A 16,136-nucleotide genomic window follows, 5' to 3' on the forward strand; every position below is an offset into this window, starting at 1 on the left:
ACCCCTACTCCCCTACTCCCCTACTCCCCTACTCCAGAACTAATTCCGCTCCGGCCCGTATCTCCCCGCATGAACCTGATCTATGCCCTGCTCGCCTTCCTGATGGCGCTCGTCTTAAGCCTTGTCGGTGTCACCCGCGTCGGCTCATGGCTGATCGAGCGGCGCAATCCGCCGATCGGTGAATTCGCCGACATCAATGGCGCCCGCATCCATTATGTCCATGTGCCGGCACCTGCGAACGCCGATCTGCCGCCGATCGTCTTCATCCATGGCGCCAGCGCCAATCTCAGGGATCAGATGCTGCCGCTGCGGCCGCGGCTCGAAGGTCGCGCCGAAATGCTGTTCTTCGACCGGCCGGGTTTTGGCTGGTCGGGGCGCGGCCCCGGCAACAATGAAACCCCGTCGGCGCAAGCCAACACCATCGCCGCCCTGATGGACCGTCTCGGCATGAAAAAGGCGGTCATCGTCGGCCATTCCTTTGGCGGCGCTGTGACCACGGCCTTTGGTCGCGAGCATTCCGACAAGACGCTTGGGCTGGTCTTCCTGTCGCCGGCCAGCCACCCCTGGCCGGGCGGCGCGACCTCCTGGTACTATGATGCGACGACCATTCCGGTCCTCGGCTGGCTGTTTTCCGAGACGCTGACCTATCCGGCGGGAACGCTGCAGATGGCTGACGCGACGACCTGCGTCTTCTCGCCCAACAAGGCGCCGGACAATTATCTCAGCATGGCCTCGATCCGGCTGGTGCTGCGGCCGTCGGCCTTTCGCGCCAACGCCACCGACGTCGCCGGGCTCTATCGCTATGCCCTTGGCGCCGCACCGCACTACAACGAGATCGAGGCGCCGACCGTGGTGATTTCGGGCGACCGTGACAAGGTGGTCTACGCGCATATCCACTCGGTCGGCCTGGTGCGCGACATTGCCGGCGCCGAACTCGTCTGGGTGCACAATCTCGGCCACAAGCCGGACTGGATCGCGCCCGACCTCGTCGTCGGCGCCATCGAGAAGGTCGCCGGCAAGGACATCGACCTGCAGGCACTGGCAAAGACCGTGGAGGCGCGCATCGCCGGCGACGCTTATGGCACCGACAGATGCGCCGACATCAAGGTGCCGCAGGCGGAGCTCGCGCCGACCTGATCACGCCTGGCGCAATTCCAGGAAAAGTGTGAAACGGTTTTCCCGGGAAAAGCGCGCAGCGCTTTCCCTTAGGGAATTGCGTCAAGATAAAGAGGTGAGCGGTCCTGCGTTTCCGTGAAACGATGAACCGCTCTGGTGGTTCAGGCGATCTACCGGTTGCCCTGCACGTCGGACCCGATATAGGCGATGCGCAGCATGTTGGTCGAACCCGGTGTCCGCAGCGGCACGCCGGCGGTGATGATGACGCGATCGCCCGGCTTGCCGAAGCCCTCGTCGAAGGCGATGCGGCAGGCGCGGTTGACCATGTCGTCGAGGTCGCTGGCATCGGGAGAGACGACGCAATGCGTGCCCCACAGCAGCGACAGCCGCCGCGCGGTGTTGAGGATCGGCGACAGCGCGATGATCGGCACCTGCGGGCGCTCGCGGGCGGCGCGCAGGCCGGTGGTGCCGGACGCGGTGTAGGTGATGATGGCCGACAGTTTCAGCGTCTCGGCGATCTCGCGGGCGGCGAGCGAAATGGCGTCGGCGCCTGTCGCCTCCGGCTCGGAGCGCTGGGCGTTGATGATGCCGGCATAGGTCGGATCGGTTTCGACCTTGGTGGCGATACGGTCCATCATCGCCACCGCTTCGACCGGATAGGCGCCGGCGGCGGATTCCGCCGACAGCATGATGGCGTCGGCGCCTTCGAAGACGGCGATCGAGACATCGGACACCTCGGCGCGGGTCGGCACGGGTGCCGTGATCATCGATTCCAGCATCTGCGTCGCCACCACCACCGGCTTGCCGGCACGGCGCGCCGCGCGCGTGATCTGCTTCTGGATGCCGGGCACCGCCTCGAGCGGCATTTCGACACCGAGATCGCCACGCGCGACCATCAGCGCATCGGACAGTTCGATGATCTCGGCCAGCCGGGCAACGGCCTGCGGCTTTTCGATCTTGGCCATGATCAGCGCCCGGCCGCGTGCGATCTTGCGCGCTTCCGCCAGATCCTCCGGCCGCTGCACGAAGGACAGCGCGACCCAGTCGACGCCGGTCGCCAGCACGGCATCGAGGTCCTTGCGGTCCTTCTCTGTCAGCGCGCCGACAGGCAGGTCGGTGTCGGGCAGGCTGACGCCTTTCTTGTCGGAAATCGTGGTGCCGGCAATGACGGTGCAGACGATTGACTTGCCGTCGCTTCTCACCGCCTTCAGCTCAAGCTTGCCGTCATCGATCAGCAGGCGATGACCAGCCTCGACCGAACTCAGGATCTCCGGATGCGGCAGGTAGACCCTGGTCGACGTGCCGGGTTCGGGATTGTCGTCGAGCGTGAAGGTCTGGCCGACGGTCAGCACTTCCTTGCCATTGGCGAACTTGCCGACACGCAGCTTGGGGCCTTGCAGGTCGGCCAGGATGCCGATCGGCCGGCCAACCGCTTCCTCGACGGCGCGGATGCGTCCGACCAGCGTGCGCATCAGCTCGTGGTCGGTATGGCTCATATTGATGCGGAACACGTCGGCGCCCGCTTCGAACAACTTCTTCAGCATCTCTTCCGACGAGGAGGCCGGACCGATGGTGGCGAGGATCTTGACCTTGCGGCTACGTCTCATTGACTGTTCGTTCCCGGGGCGGCTGGAGCGCCTCCCGTTGCGGGCTCATCGGTCAGCTGGACCATCCAGCTTGCCTGTTCGCCCGTGTCATATTCCTGGAATCCGGCGCGCTGAAAGCCCCGGGCGACGCAATCGGTTACGCCGGCGATCTTGAACTCTTTTTCGGCCACGCACATGTTGATCGGGCCGTCCCAGCGTCCACCGCGCTCGGCGTCTTCTGCATAAAGATAGTAAAACCTTGATGACAGCGGCCCTTCGATCAGCGTCTTGCAGCTCGATCCTTCGATGTGCCACCAGCCCTCGGTGATCCAGCCGGCCTTGGCGCGATAGCCGATGCCGACCCCAACCAGGTTCTGCGTGGCGTTGCAGACGCGGAAATCGGCACGCGCCGGCGAGGCCATGACCATCGCCGACAGGCCAATGGCAAGGATCAGGAGCGGCATGGCAAAGGCAGAGCGCATGCGCTGCCTGCCGGCGGAACCCATCCGAAAACCCCTCAAGAACCACATCAGCATCTCTCTGCGCCCCTTTTCGGAAAAGTCCGGGCGCATGTCAACGCACCGTTTTGTCCAATTCCAATCGATTTAGAAAGGCTCCGGCGCACAATTCGCCGACTTCTGCCAGATTTCCTGGGAAACCTTGGCCAAACAACGGCATTGCGCAAGCGTCGTCTTCGTGGAATGACGATAGCACCCTCCCCGGAAGCCAGCGAACAGACCATTTCCCGCCAATGACCCGATCCACAGTTTTCGCGCCTTTCGATGTCATCGAAGGCGACCGCAAGCGAGGCATCGTGCTGCTGGGCGACCATGCCCGCCGCGACCTGCCGGAGGACTATGGCAGTCTCGGCCTGCCGGCGGCGGAGTTCGACCGTCACATCGCCTATGACATCGGCGTCGAGGCGGTGACGCGCGAACTGGCTGCCTCGCTCGGCGTGCCGGCGGTGCTGGCCAATTTTTCGCGGCTGCTGATCGATCCCAATCGCGCGGAAGACGATCCGACGCTCATTCGCCAGCTTTATGACGGCACCGTCGTGCCCGGGAATTACCCCCTCGCTCCCGAGGAACGCGAAAGGCGGCTCGACCGCCTCTACAGGCCCTATCACGACGCCGTCGGCGCCATGATTGCCTCGGTCTCGCAGGCCTCGGCGCAGGCGCCCTTCATCTTCTCGGTGCATTCCTTCACCCCGATGATGCAAGGCGTTTCACGTCCGTGGCATGTCGGCATATTATGGGATCTCGATGACCGGGTGGCGCGGCCGCTGATCGACATGCTGGCCGCCGACAAGAGCCTCGTCGTCGGCGACAATGAGCCCTATGACGGCGCGCTGCGCGGCGACACCATGTACAAGCACGCCATCGTCAACGGCTTCGCACATGCGCTGATCGAGATCCGCCAGGACCTGATCGCTGACCTGAAAGGCGCGCTTGCGTGGGCGCAGCGGCTGGCGCCGATCGTTGACGCGATCGACCGCCGTCCCGATATACATGTGGTCAAGCAATTCGGCTCCCGCACCGGGCCGCTGTAGGCCGCAAGGAGGTTTCGATGACCGAGCTCAGCGACGAACAGAAGCGCGATTTCGAGGCGGCAGCCTTTCGCCGGCTGGTCGAGCATCTGCGTGAGCGCAACGACGTGCAGAACATCGACCTGATGAACCTCGCCGGCTTCTGCCGCAACTGCCTGTCGAACTGGTATCGCGAAGCAGCCAATGCCGACGGCGTCGATCTCAGCAAGGACCAGTCACGCGAGATCGTCTACGGCATGCCCTATGCCGAGTGGCAGGCGCTCAACCAGACCGAAGCCTCCGACGCCAAGAAAGCCGAGTTCGAGGCAAGGCGGCCCAAGGATCACTGAGTCCAATCGCCGACATCATTCTATCGCCTTCAAGCCTGTGCTTTGGCCCAAGCGCTTTCGCCGAACAGTGCTTGACTGAAAATTGAATCGATCTAATTTGCCGCCCGAAGCCATTTTTGGACCGGATTCGCCTTATGAATGCGCAAAACGCCATGCAGACTGCCATTCGCGGACGATGGGCCGTCGCGGCCATTTTCCTCGCCAACGGCTTCCTGACCGGCAGCTGGGCGCCGCAGATCCCGGTGTTCCTGACCCGGCTGGACATTTCAAAGTTCACGCTCGGCCTGCTGATCCTGCTGTTCGGCGTCGGTGCGGTGACCGCCATGACCTGGTGCGGCCACCTGATCTCGAAACATGGCTCGCGCACCGTGCTGCGCTGGTTCGCCCTTTGCGGCAGCCTCGGCCTGCTGGTCGTGGCGCTGGCGCCCAACGTGCCGCTGGCGGCGATTGCCATGGTCATCTTCGGCGGCTCGATCGGCGGCATGGACGTCGCCATGAATGCCAATGCGGTGGTGGTGGAACGGCGGCTCTCCCGCGCCATCATGTCGTCCTCGCACGGCTTCTGGAGTCTTGGCGGCTTCGCTGGCGGCGGCCTCGGCGGCTTTGCCATCCAGCATTACGGCCACCTCGCCCACGCGGCGGTGGTCACGGTGCTTGCCTTCGCGGTGATCGTGGTGGCGGTTCGCCATCTGGTCGCCGAGGACAGGCCGCAGGCGACCGAGCATCATAAATTCGTGCTGCCGGCAAACCCGCTGGTCTATCTCGTGGGGCTGATGGCGCTGCTGACCATGATTTCCGAAGGCGCGGTGCTCGACTGGGCGGCACTGTATTTGCGGCAGGAACTCGGCGCCGACCTCGCTGTCGCCGGGCTTGCCTATGCCGCCTTCTCCGGTGTCATGGCGATCATGCGGTTCTTCGGCGACGGCGTGCGCAACCGCCTCGGCGCGGTGATGACGCTGCGCGCGTCGGCGCTCGTCGCCGCCACGGGCATGCTGATCGCCGGGCTGTCACCCTCGCCCTGGCTTGCGATCGCGGCCTTTGCCCTTTGCGGCTTCGGCATCGCCAACATGGTGCCGATCATCTTTTCGGCCGGCGGCAACCAGGAAGGCATGTCGTCGGGCACCGGTGTGAGCGTGGTCACCACCATGGGTTACTCGGGCATTCTGGTGGCACCGTCGGCGATCGGTTTCGTTGCAGAGCATTTCAGCTTCGGCCCGATCTTCGTCGCCATGTCGGGGCTGCTGATCGTCGTGCTGCTGATGGCCGGGCTCGCTCACCGCGCCGAATTCGCTCCCGACGCCACGCCGGCCGAATAGCGTTTGAGTTCCTCGTAAAGGAAATCCGCCACGCGGCGGATGCGCACGCTGGTGCGGACGTCGCGATGCATCGCCAGCCACACCGGGAGATCAGGCAGTGGCAGGCCAGGAAGCACCTTCTCCACCGATGGATCACGGTCGGCCAGCGGCTCCTGGCCAAGGCCAATGCCGTTTCCCGCCCGCACCGCCTCCCACAAAACAATCTGGTTGTCAGCCCTGAAGCGGAAGCTGTTTCGGGTGACCGGGATGCCATACTGGGTAAAGCCCCTGATTATCTCGTCGCTGCGGTCGAAACCGATCAAGGCATGGCCGACAAGGTCGCCAGGTTCCAGCGGACGACCGCGCCTGTCGAGATAGGATCTGGCGGCGCAGGCGCAGAGCTTGATATCGCAGACCTTGCGCGCCATCAGCTCATTTTGCTCCGGCTTGACCATGCGGATGGCGATGTCGGCATCCCTGCGCAACAGGTTCTCGACCTGGTTGGAAGCGACGATCTCGACCTCGATGCCGGGCTCCTCGATGCTGAGCCGCGCCGTCATCTCCGGCAGCACATAGGCCGCCACCACCTCGCTGGCAGCAATGCGCACCGTGCCTTCGATTGCCTCGACCGAACCCAGCGCCAGCAGTGAAAAGGCGCTCGCCTGCTCGCTGACCGCCTTGCCGCGCTCGAACAGCGTGCTGCCGGCTTCCGTCAGTTCATAGCCGCGCCGCCCGCGCCGGAACAGCGTGATATCAAGCGCCTGTTCGAGCTCACCGATGTGACGGCCGAGCGTCGGCTGGCTCGCGGATAGCTTTCGCGCGGCTGCCGACAGGCTGCCGGTTTCCGCCACGGTGACGAAGCTCTTGATCAGGTTCCAGTCGAGTTCATTCATTCATTCATGAATATCAAAACCCCATTCATAGTCAATTTCCATTCGCATACGAGGGGGCCATATTCGGGTTGCAAACACCAACACGGAGACGAAAAATGACCAAGATCGCAATTCTCGGTGCCAACGGCCGGCTCGGCCGCGTGGTCGCCAAGGCCTTCATCGATGCCGGCTATGATGTCCGCGCAATCACTCGAAGCGGCAAGGTGCCGGCCGAACTCAAGGGCGCCACGGCCGCTGCCGGCGACGCACTCGACCGCGAAGCCCTCATCCGCGCCACGCAAGGTGTCGACATCATCTTCAACGGCCTCAACCCGATCTACACCGACTGGGGCAAGTGCCTGCCGATGGCCGAGAACGTCATGGCCGCCTGCCATGCGAACGGCACGCTGCATCTCTTCCCCGGCACCGTCTACAATTACGGCTCGCCGATGCCGGCGGTGATCACCGAGGACACGCCCTTCCACCCGACCACGGAAAAGGGCCGCATCCGCACCGCGATGGAAGACCTGTTTCGCCGTGAGGCCGACGCGGGCCGCGTCCGCACCATTCTCCTACGCGCCGGCGACTTCTTCGGCGGCACCGGCAGCGGCTCATGGTTCGATCTGGTCGTTGCCGCCAAGATGAACAAGGGCACCTATACCGCGCCCGGCCCAGTCGATCTGGTGCATGAATGGGCCTACCTGCCGGACTTCGCCAAGGCCTTCGTCGGCCTGACCGGGAATCTCGACAAACTCGGCGCCTATGAATCCTTGAACTTCCCGGGGCATCCCGTCACCGATCTGCAAATCAAGGCGGCTTCCGAGAAGGCGCTTGGTCGCTCGCTCAAGATGACCTGGATGCCCTGGTGGGTGCTGCGTGCCGGCAGCCCGTTCGTGGCGATGTGGCGCGAGATCGTCTCGATGTCCTATCTGCGCTTCGAGCCGCATCAACTGGCTTCGGCAAGGCTGGAAGGCATCATCGGTACGATCCCGCACACGCCGCTGGATCAGGCGGTCGCGGAGGCTCTTAGGGATATCGGCATCGCCACTGTGCATGGCGCATCGAAAGCGGCCTGACAGGCGCAATTCCGGGCGGAAAACCGTTTCACACCTTTCCTGAAATTGCTCAGAGCCGCCCCATCAACAGCAACACCAGAAGCACCACCAGCACCACGCCGACAATACCCAACGGACCATAGCCCCAGGAGCGCGAATGCGGCCAGGCCGGCACCGCGCCAATGAGGACAAGGATCAGGACGATGATGACAATGGTGGTGATCGGCATGAAGAACTCCCCGCGCTGATGTTTTGCTCCGGGACAACGCTGCGCGTTGCCCTTGGGGAGACAATGCAAAAGGCCGCCCGGTTGTTCCGGGCGGCCTTCGTCGGTCAAATCGGCAGTCGGTCTATTCGGCGGCTTTCGGAAAGGCGATCGCCGGTTCTGTTCCGGCATCCTGTCCCGGCGCATCGGTGAACGGGATCTCGTCCTTGCCGCGCCGGAACAGCCGGCTGAACCAGCCGCGCCGCGCACCTGGCTTGACCTTGGCGCGGGTGAACACCATCAGCATCGACGGCGTCACCACCAGCGTCAGCACCGTGGCGAAGGACAGGCCGAAGACGATCGCCGAGGACAGCGAAATCCACCATTGCGTCGACGGCGCGTTGATCGTCGTCTCGTGATGGAAGATTTCAAGACCAAGGCCAAAGGCGATCGGCAGCACACCGAGAATTGCCGACACCGCCGTCAGCACCACCGGGCGGGCGCGTTCGCGACAAGTCTGCAGCACCGCTTCGACCTTGTCCCAACCCTCTTCGCGCAGCCGGTCATAGGTGTCGATCAGCACGATGTTGTTGTTCACCACCACACCGGCCAGCGCGATGACGCCGATGCCCGACATGACGATGCCGAACGTCTCGCCTGTTATCAGCAACCCCAGGAACACACCGATCGTCGCCATGACCACGCAAGACAGCACCAGCCAGACGCTGGTGAACTTGTTGAACTGCGCCAAGAGCACCAGGAAGATCAGGAAGATCGCGGCACCGAAGGCCTTGCTCAGGAAGGCGCTGGCCTCGGCGCTATCCTCGTTCGAGCCGGCCAGCTTCCAGCGGATGCCGCCGCCGAGATTCATGTCGGTGACAGCCTGGGTAACCTCCTGCTGCACGGCGGCGACCTGGGCGCCGGCGGCAACGTTGGCCTGCACCACCACGGTGCGCGCGCCGTCGATGCGGTTGAGGATGCCGACGCTCGGTTTCGCCTTGCGGACGACGAAGTTCGAGATCGGTACCGACCCTTGCGAGGTCTGCACCCGAAGCTCGTCGAGCGTCGACAGCGTGCGCCGGTCCTCCGGCAAGCGCAGCCGGATGTCGACCGCCTTGTCGGCGCCCGCCGGCCGGTATTCTGAGAGCTTCAAACCGTTGGTGACGAGCTGCACCACCGTTCCAACCGAGGTCGGGCTGATGCCGTATTGGGCAGCCTTGGCGCGGTCGACCTCGAGCGCCCAGTCAACGCCGGGCGGCGGCAGACCGTCGGAAATGTCGATGACGCCGGGCACCTTGGCAATGCGCGCCGCGACGGCGCGCGCCTTCTCGTCCAACCCCTTGGGGTCGATGGCCGAAAGCCTTATCTGGATCGGCTTGCCGGTCGGCGGGCCGGCTTCCGGTACGCGAACCTCGACATCGACGCCGGGAATGCCGGCCATGACGCCGCGCAGATCGCTCAGGATCTGGTTCGCCGACTTGCGCTCGCGCCAGTCGATGAATTCGTACTGGATGACGCCGACGACGTCTTCGGGGACATCCTGGCCGCCGCCGTCGGACTTGCCGACGCGGGTATAGACCGATTTCAACCCCGGCCAGCCGAGCAGCCTGTTTTCGGCAATCTTGGTCGCCGTGTCCATTTCGGCCAACGAAAGGTTGCCGCGTGCATGCACATAGAGCAGGCCGTAGTCGGGCTCGACACTCGGGAAGAACTCGACGCCGGCGCCGTATTTCGAATAGGCAAAGCCGACACCGAACAGCAGCGCAACAGTCAGCACCAGCACGGTGACAGGGAAGCGCACCGCTTGCTTGACAACAGCCATGTACCAGCCGTCGCGATTGTCGTCCGCGTGATGCTGTGGCGCCTTGGCGAAGATCGCGCCCAGGGTCGGCGCGAAGACCAGCGCATAGAGCATCGAGGCCGACAGCGTGACGATCAGGGTGATCGGCATGTATTTCATGAAGTCGCCGATGATGCCCGGCCAGAACAGCAGCGGCGAGAAGGCGGCGATACGCGTCATCGTCGCGGCAATGACCGGACCGGCCATGCGCTTGGCGGCAAGCGCGAAGGCTTCCTCCTTGGGCATGCCTTCGCTCATCCGCCGTTCGGCGAATTCGGTGACGATGATGGCGTCGTCGACCAGCATGCCGACCGCCAGGATGAGGCTGAACAGCACGATCATGTTGATCGTGTAGCCCATCATCGCCAAGAGCAGGATGCCGATCAGGAAGGATGACGGAATGGCCAGGCCGATCAGCAGCGAAGCACGGCCGGACAGCGCATAGAGAATGACGATGAACACCAGGATGACGGCGATCATCACGTGGTTCTGCAGGTCGCCGAGCAGCTGGTTGACGAAGACAGACTTGTCCTGCGTATAGGTGACGTTCAGGCCCTCGGGCATCGTCTTGACGAACGCGTCGGACACCGCCCTGACCTTGGTGAGCGTGTCGATCAGATTGGCGCCGATGCGCTTCTTGACCTCGATGGCGATGGCCGGCTTGCCGTTGAGGCGAGTGATCGTCGTGGCATCGGCGAAGGTCGAGCGGATCGTCGCGATGTCCCTGGCATGCACCACGGCGTTGGGGCCGGCGACAACCGGCAGGTTGGCGACATCTTCCGGCGTCTCGATCAGCGACGGTACCTTGACCGCGTATTTGCCCTGCGAACCTTCGAGGTTGCCGGCGGCGACCAGGCTGTTGGAGGCACCGACGGCACCGATCAGCTGGTCGAGCCGCAAGCCGTAGGAAGACAGTTTCATCGGATCGATGACGACTTCGACGAGGTCGTCGCGCGAGCCTTGCAGCGAGCCTTCGAGAACACCGGGCACTTCCTCGATGCGGTCGCGCAACTCGCGCGCCGCGGCGGCCAGCACGCGCTCGGGCAATTCACCCGACAGCGTGACGACGAGCACCGGAAACTCGGAAATGTTGACTTCGGTGACGACAGGCTCCTCGGCCGCCTGCGGCAGGTCGGCCTTGCCGTCCTGCACCTTGCTGCGTGTATCCTGCAGCGCCGTTGCCAGGTTGGTCTGCGGCTGGAACTCGACCAGCACATAGCCGCCGCCCTGGAAAGCGGCCGAGCGCATCTCCTTGAGGCCTTTCAGGCTTTTCAGCTTGCTTTCCATCGGCCGCAGCAGAAGGCGCTCCGAATCCTCCGGCGAAATGCCTTGATAGATCAGGCTGACATACATCATCGGAATCGGAACGTCGGGCTCCGCTTCCTTCGGCGTCGACTGATAGGCGACCCAGCCTGCAATCAGAAGGAAGACCAGGACCGAAATGGTCAGGCGGGCATTGTTGATTGCGAGTCTGACGATATCCATGGCTAACGCCTGTTCTTGAATTTCAGGAGCTGCGTCGCAGCCGATTGTCCCCGCCTAGGGCTAGTCCGTCGCGATCGGATGCTACTGCGTGCCCGCAGTAGCCTCGCCCAGCAGCTTCTTGATGGTCGCCTGGTCGGCATCGACCGGCTTGACCTCATCGCCTTCCTTCACCAGTTCCTGGCCGGCGACGATGATGCGCGCGTCGGCCGGGATGCCGCCGAGCACGAGGCCGATCGGCGTGTCGTCGACGAGGTCGATCGGGAAGAACGCCACCTTGTTGTCCTTCCCGACGGCACGGATGCCGAGGTCGCCCTTGTCGCCGAGCGTCACCACCGAGCGCGGCAGCAGAACCGCGTCGGTCGGCAGCGCGCTGAGCGCGATTTCCGCCGTCATGCCCGCCGGCACGGAGCCATCGGCATTAGGGATGGCCACCTCGACGCGGAAGGTGCGGGTCGCCGACGACGCGTCGCGGCTGATATAGCGCACGGTGCCTTCGACCGTCTGGCCGCTGACCAGCCGCACATTGGCCTTGTCGCCGAGCTTGAGATAGCCGAGATCGCGCTCGCTGATTTCGCCGCGGGCGATCACCGGATCGAGCTTGAGGATGGTTGCCACCTCGCCGCCTTGCATGATGGAACTGCCGAGTTCCACCGGCACCCGGTCGATGACGCCGTCGAAAGGCGCCTTCACCTCGTTGCGGTCGAGCTCAGCCTGCGCCGTCTCCAGCAGCGACTGCGCCGAGGTCAGGTTCGAGCGTGCGGTGTCGAGCTGCAGCTTGGGCAAATTGCCGGTCTTCATCAGCCGCAGGGATGCGTCCAACTCGGCCTGACGCTGCGCCACCAGTTGCTTGGCGTTGTCGACCATCGAGATCTTTTCCTCGGCGGCAAGCATCATCACCAGATCGCCGGTCTTGACGTGCTGGCCTTGGCTGACCGGCAGTTTGTCGATGACGCCGGCGACGCGCGTCGCCAGCACGGCCCGCTTGTCGGCTTCCGTCAGTCCGGAAATACGAATGGCGCGTGCGTAGGTCTTGCGCGGCGGTGTCACCACCGCGACGGTGCGCAACGGCGCCTTCGGCTCGGCTTCCGCCGCCTTGGGCTTGTTTGCGTCCGGCGCCTTGCCCTGCTCGACTTCAGCCGCCTTGGCCTTGTTGGCCGCTACGCTGCCGACGGACGAGAATTCGCCTGTCGCCATCCACGCCGCGAAACCAATGAGCACAACAATGGCTGCAAGCTTGTGAAACCTGATTCTGGGCATCGTCGTTTTTTTCCACTGCGGGTTCGGCCAGCACCGCGTCCTCAAAACGCGGGCGCGTCGCCGATATGGGTGCGCGCCTGACCGTGTTCAATTTGCCGTGATCGGCGAAGGGCGCTTCTACATCAAAGTTGCACCGCAATACAGTCTGAAAGTTACGGGATCATTGCGGCGCCGGACAAGGTGCACCCATCGCCGTCCAGTTTTCGATCTCTTGATAAGTTGCCTCGGCCGAGCCCGGAGCCGGCTCACGATCCGACCCAGGCGCCCAGCCCCAGGCGACCAGTCTGTCGTCGCGAACATGCAGCGCTATATCCTTCAAACTGCGGCCGCCATTGCGCGCCGGGTCCTTGATCTGGGCGCAGATTTCGGCCGAGGATTTGCCGAACCAGGCCATCTCGACCGGCGCCAAATGCCAGTTCTCGGCGCCGGGCGGTCCGTGCAATGCATTGGAATTGCTGGCGAAATGGCAAGTCGTGCAGCGCAGACCCGGATTGCCGAAACCCGATCCGTCCGCGCCGCGCTGGACATTGAAGGCGTGAACGCGCGTGCCGCCATAATGCGCACCGGACCAGCGCGGCCGGTCATCGGCGACATGACAGTCGGCGCAACGCGGATGCGAGAACACCGCATGGATCTTGTCCCATTCGGACAGACCTTTGGCCGTGTCGACCGTCGCCGTCGCCGGCGTCTGGCTGTCTTGTGCGACTGCGAACGGCGTCGCGAGCACGAGCATGGCAGCAGGCGTCAGCATGATGAGGAGCGTCTTCATGCGAAGGCCACCGTTTTCGACAGCGGCAGCGTGCGGATGCGCTTGCCGGTGAGCGCGAAGATGGCGTTGGCCAGCGCCGGTGCCGCCGGCGGTGTGCCGACCTCGCCGACGCCGCCCATCTTGTGGAAATTCTCCAGGATGGCGACTTCGAAGACCGGGCACTGGAATATCCGCATGGCATCGAAATCGTGGAAGTTCGACTGTTCGACCATGCCGTCGGCGAAGGTGATTTCCTGTCCCATTGCCGCCGAAAGACCGAAAATGGCGGCGGAAATCAGCTGCGCCTCGATGATGCCGGGATCGAGCGCGGTGCCGACATCGGCGGCGATCCACACCTTCTCGATGCGGATGCCGGCCGGCGTGTCCGCCACCTGGACGATCTCGCCGACCCAACTGCCGAAGGACAGGGTGAAGGCCATGCCCTTGGCCTTGCCGGCGGGCAGCGCCTCGCCCCATTTCGCCATCGCGGCGACCTTCTCCACCACCTTCACCGCCGAGGGATAGGCGGCCATCAGCTTCTTGCGCATCTCGACCGGATCGACTTTCCCGGCCGCGGCGATCTCGTCCATGAACCCTTCGTGGAAGAAGCCGTTGATCGAACTGCCGACCGATCGCCAGGAGCCGACGGGAATGGAGACGGACGCCGCGATACCGCTCACCCGATAGTTCGGGATGGTGTAGGGCTGGTCATAGGCGCCGTCGACAATGCTCTTGTCGGGTCCAAGCGGCGATATCGAGGGGAACAGCCGGCGCAAGGTGCTGGCTATCATGGATGGCGAGGCGATCTTCATGTCGACGGCGAGCGGCATGCCGTCGTCGCCGAGCCGCGCCTGGAACTTGCCGACCGCGGCCGGCCGGTAGGCGTCGTGACGCATGTCTTCTTCACGTGTCCAGGTCACCTTGACCGGACGCCCGCCTGTCTCCTTTGCCATCAGCGCGGCGCACAGCGCGTAATCCATCTCGACGCGGCGGCCGAACCCACCGCCCATGAAGGTGGTGTGGACGGTGACCTTGTCCTGTTCGATGCCGACCAAATTGGCGCAAAGCTGCCGCACCAGGGTCGGCGCCTGGTTGCCGCACCAGATGTCGAGGGCACCATCGCTGAACCGCGCCGTGGCGTTCATCGGCTCCATCGTCGCATGCGCCAGATAGGGCACGGCATAGTCTGCCTCGACGATCCTTTCGCGCGGCGCGTCGGCGAAGGCGGTATCGACATCGCCATTGTCGCGCATCGCCGAGCCCTTGGTGCCGAGCGCCTGTTCGAGCACGCCTGATATTGCGGCGCTGCTGAGTGGATATTCGGGATCCGCCCATTGGGCGTCGATGGCGTCGGCCGCCTTGAACGCCGCCCAGGTATTTTCCGCGATGATGCCGAAGCCGTGGCCATAGTTCGTTTCGAGCGGCACGATCTTGATCACACCGGGTATCTTTTCGGCCTTGGCGAGGTCCGCCTTGACCGGCTTGGCCCAGAAGCGCGGGCTCATCTTGACCGTGCCGTAGAGCATGCCGGGCAGCCTGACATCGATCCCGAAGATCGGCGCCCCGGTGACCTTGGCCAGCATGTCGATGCGCTTCTGCGGTTTTCCCAGCAGTTTCCAGTCGGCTTTGTCCTTGAGCCTGACTTCGGCCGGCGGCGCAATCGCGGCAGCGGCGGCGGCGACCGCGCCATAGGTCAGCGACTTGCCCGACGCCTTGTGCAGGATCGAGCCATTGGCCGTTTCCAGATCGGCGGCGGCAACGCTGAGTTTCTGCGCCGCCGCCACGATCAGCAACTGCCGGGCGGTGGCGCCCGCCTGGCGCATCTTGTCGAAACCGTCGCGCGCCGAAGCCGAGCCGCCGGTGGCCTGGAGAGCGAGGAACTTGCCGACCACGCCGAGACCCGAGCGCACCGCCTGCGCGGTCATGCTCTCGTCGAAGAAGGCGAACGGGCCGCCCTCTTCGAGGATCGCGGCGTTGTAATAGGCATAGGAGGCCGGGCCGTGCTCGACCTTGACCTGATCGAGACCGACATCGAGTTCTTCGGCGACCATGACGGCGAGCGTCGTCGAGATGCCTTGTCCCATCTCGGCGCGCGGCGCGACGATGGTGATGGTGTTGTCGGCGCCGATCTTCACATAGGGGTTGAACGTCGCTTCGCCCTTGCCGAGATCGGCCTCGAGCGGGTTCGGAAACGGTCTGCGATAATAGTAATAGCCGACGGCAACGCCGCCCGCGACAGCGGCCGCGCCAATCAGAAACGTGCGGCGGGCGATCTTTCCGACACTGGCCATGGTCAGAGCCCCGCCGTCTTGAGCGCCGCAGCCTTCTTGATGGCCGAGCGGATCTTCGGATAGGTGCCGCAGCGGCAGAGATTGCCGCCCATGGCGTTGTCGATGTCGGCGTCGCTCGGGTCAGCGACCTCGTCGAGCAGCGCCACCGCGCTCATGATCTGCCCGGCCTGGCAGTAGCCGCATTGCGCCACCTGTTCCTCCAGCCATGCCTGCTGCACCGGATGCAGTCTGTCCGCGGTGCCGATGCCTTCGATGGTGGTAACAGCGCCGCTGACCTGGCCAACCGGCAGCGAGCAGGAGCGCACCGGCTGACCGTCGACATGCACGGTACAGGCACCGCAGGCGGCGATGCCGCAGCCGAATTTCGGTCCGGTCTTGCCAATGATATCGCGCAGCGCCCATAGCAGCGGCATCTCCGGATCGGCGTCGATGTCGAATGACTGCCCGTCGACGGTGAGGCGCATGGGGATACCCTTTGTTGTCGTCCACAGCCCGAGGGCGAAGCGTCCTT

General features: G+C 64.2%; 14 protein-coding genes. 5 read left to right on the forward strand and 9 right to left on the reverse strand.

Annotated elements, in window-relative coordinates:
* Positions 1–69: 69 nt before the first annotated feature.
* The gene (locus BPNPMPFG_RS19510) at positions 70–1,137 is read left to right on the forward strand and encodes an alpha/beta fold hydrolase (protein WP_258590324.1); all 1,068 of its coding nucleotides are present in this window, start codon (positions 70–72) and stop codon (positions 1,135–1,137) included.
* 149 nt (positions 1,138–1,286) lie between these two features.
* Here BPNPMPFG_RS19510 and pyk read toward each other — a convergent pair whose 3' ends face one another.
* Together pyk and BPNPMPFG_RS19520 are read right to left on the reverse strand one after the other, a co-directional pair.
* Entirely contained in the window at positions 1,287–2,723 is a 1,437-nt protein-coding gene (gene pyk / locus BPNPMPFG_RS19515; RefSeq protein WP_258590325.1) for a pyruvate kinase, read from the reverse strand.
* Complete coding sequence (locus tag BPNPMPFG_RS19520; RefSeq protein WP_258596818.1) at positions 2,720–3,166, reverse strand: DUF1036 domain-containing protein; 447 nt, start codon at positions 3,164–3,166, stop codon at positions 2,720–2,722. The genes pyk and BPNPMPFG_RS19520 overlap by 4 nt, the downstream gene beginning before the upstream one ends.
* 287 nt (positions 3,167–3,453) lie before the next feature.
* Between BPNPMPFG_RS19520 and BPNPMPFG_RS19525 the strand changes: the two genes are divergently transcribed.
* The 3 genes from BPNPMPFG_RS19525 to BPNPMPFG_RS19535 all read left to right on the forward strand — a co-directional run bounded on the left by BPNPMPFG_RS19525 (position 3,454) and on the right by BPNPMPFG_RS19535 (position 5,893).
* Positions 3,454–4,251, forward strand: coding sequence for an N-formylglutamate amidohydrolase (locus BPNPMPFG_RS19525; protein ID WP_258590326.1), 798 nt, complete (start codon positions 3,454–3,456; stop codon positions 4,249–4,251).
* A 17-nt stretch (positions 4,252–4,268) separates the two neighbouring features.
* Positions 4,269–4,577: a DUF1244 domain-containing protein gene (locus tag BPNPMPFG_RS19530; protein ID WP_258590327.1), complete on the forward strand. Its 309-nt coding sequence runs from the start codon at positions 4,269–4,271 to the stop codon at positions 4,575–4,577.
* A 134-nt stretch (positions 4,578–4,711) separates the two neighbouring features.
* Complete coding sequence (locus tag BPNPMPFG_RS19535) at positions 4,712–5,893, forward strand: MFS transporter (protein ID WP_258590328.1); 1,182 nt, start codon at positions 4,712–4,714, stop codon at positions 5,891–5,893.
* Here the strand turns inward: BPNPMPFG_RS19535 and BPNPMPFG_RS19540 are convergent.
* Complete coding sequence (locus BPNPMPFG_RS19540) at positions 5,851–6,765, reverse strand: LysR family transcriptional regulator (RefSeq protein ID WP_258590329.1); 915 nt, start codon at positions 6,763–6,765, stop codon at positions 5,851–5,853. The genes BPNPMPFG_RS19535 and BPNPMPFG_RS19540 overlap by 43 nt on opposite strands.
* A gap of 95 nt (positions 6,766–6,860) precedes the next feature.
* On the opposite strand from BPNPMPFG_RS19540, the gene BPNPMPFG_RS19545 reads away from it, so the two are divergent.
* Positions 6,861–7,820 carry an SDR family oxidoreductase gene (locus BPNPMPFG_RS19545; protein WP_258590330.1) on the forward strand — a complete coding sequence of 320 codons (960 nt, stop codon included), beginning with the start codon at positions 6,861–6,863 and terminating at the stop codon, positions 7,818–7,820.
* 49 nt (positions 7,821–7,869) lie between these two features.
* Here BPNPMPFG_RS19545 and BPNPMPFG_RS19550 read toward each other — a convergent pair whose 3' ends face one another.
* From BPNPMPFG_RS19550 to BPNPMPFG_RS19575, 6 genes are all read right to left on the reverse strand, one after another.
* Entirely contained in the window at positions 7,870–8,028 is a 159-nt protein-coding gene (locus BPNPMPFG_RS19550; RefSeq protein WP_258590331.1) for a DUF3309 domain-containing protein, read from the reverse strand.
* Positions 8,029–8,149: 121 nt separating this feature from the next.
* Complete coding sequence (locus tag BPNPMPFG_RS19555) at positions 8,150–11,329, reverse strand: efflux RND transporter permease subunit (RefSeq protein WP_258590332.1); 3,180 nt, start codon at positions 11,327–11,329, stop codon at positions 8,150–8,152.
* Between the two features lie 81 nt (positions 11,330–11,410).
* Positions 11,411–12,586 (reverse strand): efflux RND transporter periplasmic adaptor subunit, encoded by a 1,176-nt coding sequence (locus tag BPNPMPFG_RS19560; protein ID WP_258590333.1) that lies wholly within the window; start codon positions 12,584–12,586, stop codon positions 11,411–11,413.
* Positions 12,587–12,746: 160 nt separating this feature from the next.
* Positions 12,747–13,355 carry a hypothetical protein gene (locus tag BPNPMPFG_RS19565; RefSeq protein WP_258590334.1) on the reverse strand — a complete coding sequence of 203 codons (609 nt, stop codon included), beginning with the start codon at positions 13,353–13,355 and terminating at the stop codon, positions 12,747–12,749.
* A complete protein-coding gene (locus BPNPMPFG_RS19570) occupies positions 13,352–15,625 on the reverse strand; it encodes a xanthine dehydrogenase family protein molybdopterin-binding subunit (RefSeq protein ID WP_258590335.1) in 2,274 nt (757 codons plus the stop codon). The genes BPNPMPFG_RS19565 and BPNPMPFG_RS19570 overlap by 4 nt, the downstream gene beginning before the upstream one ends.
* Before the next feature lie 2 nt (positions 15,626–15,627).
* On the reverse strand, positions 15,628–16,089 hold the full coding sequence (locus BPNPMPFG_RS19575; RefSeq protein ID WP_258590336.1) for a (2Fe-2S)-binding protein: 462 nt from the start codon (positions 16,087–16,089) through the stop codon (positions 15,628–15,630).
* Positions 16,090–16,136 lie beyond the last annotated feature (47 nt).

Source organism: Mesorhizobium sp. AR07, from assembly GCF_024746815.1.
Classification (GTDB): domain Bacteria; phylum Pseudomonadota; class Alphaproteobacteria; order Rhizobiales; family Rhizobiaceae; genus Mesorhizobium.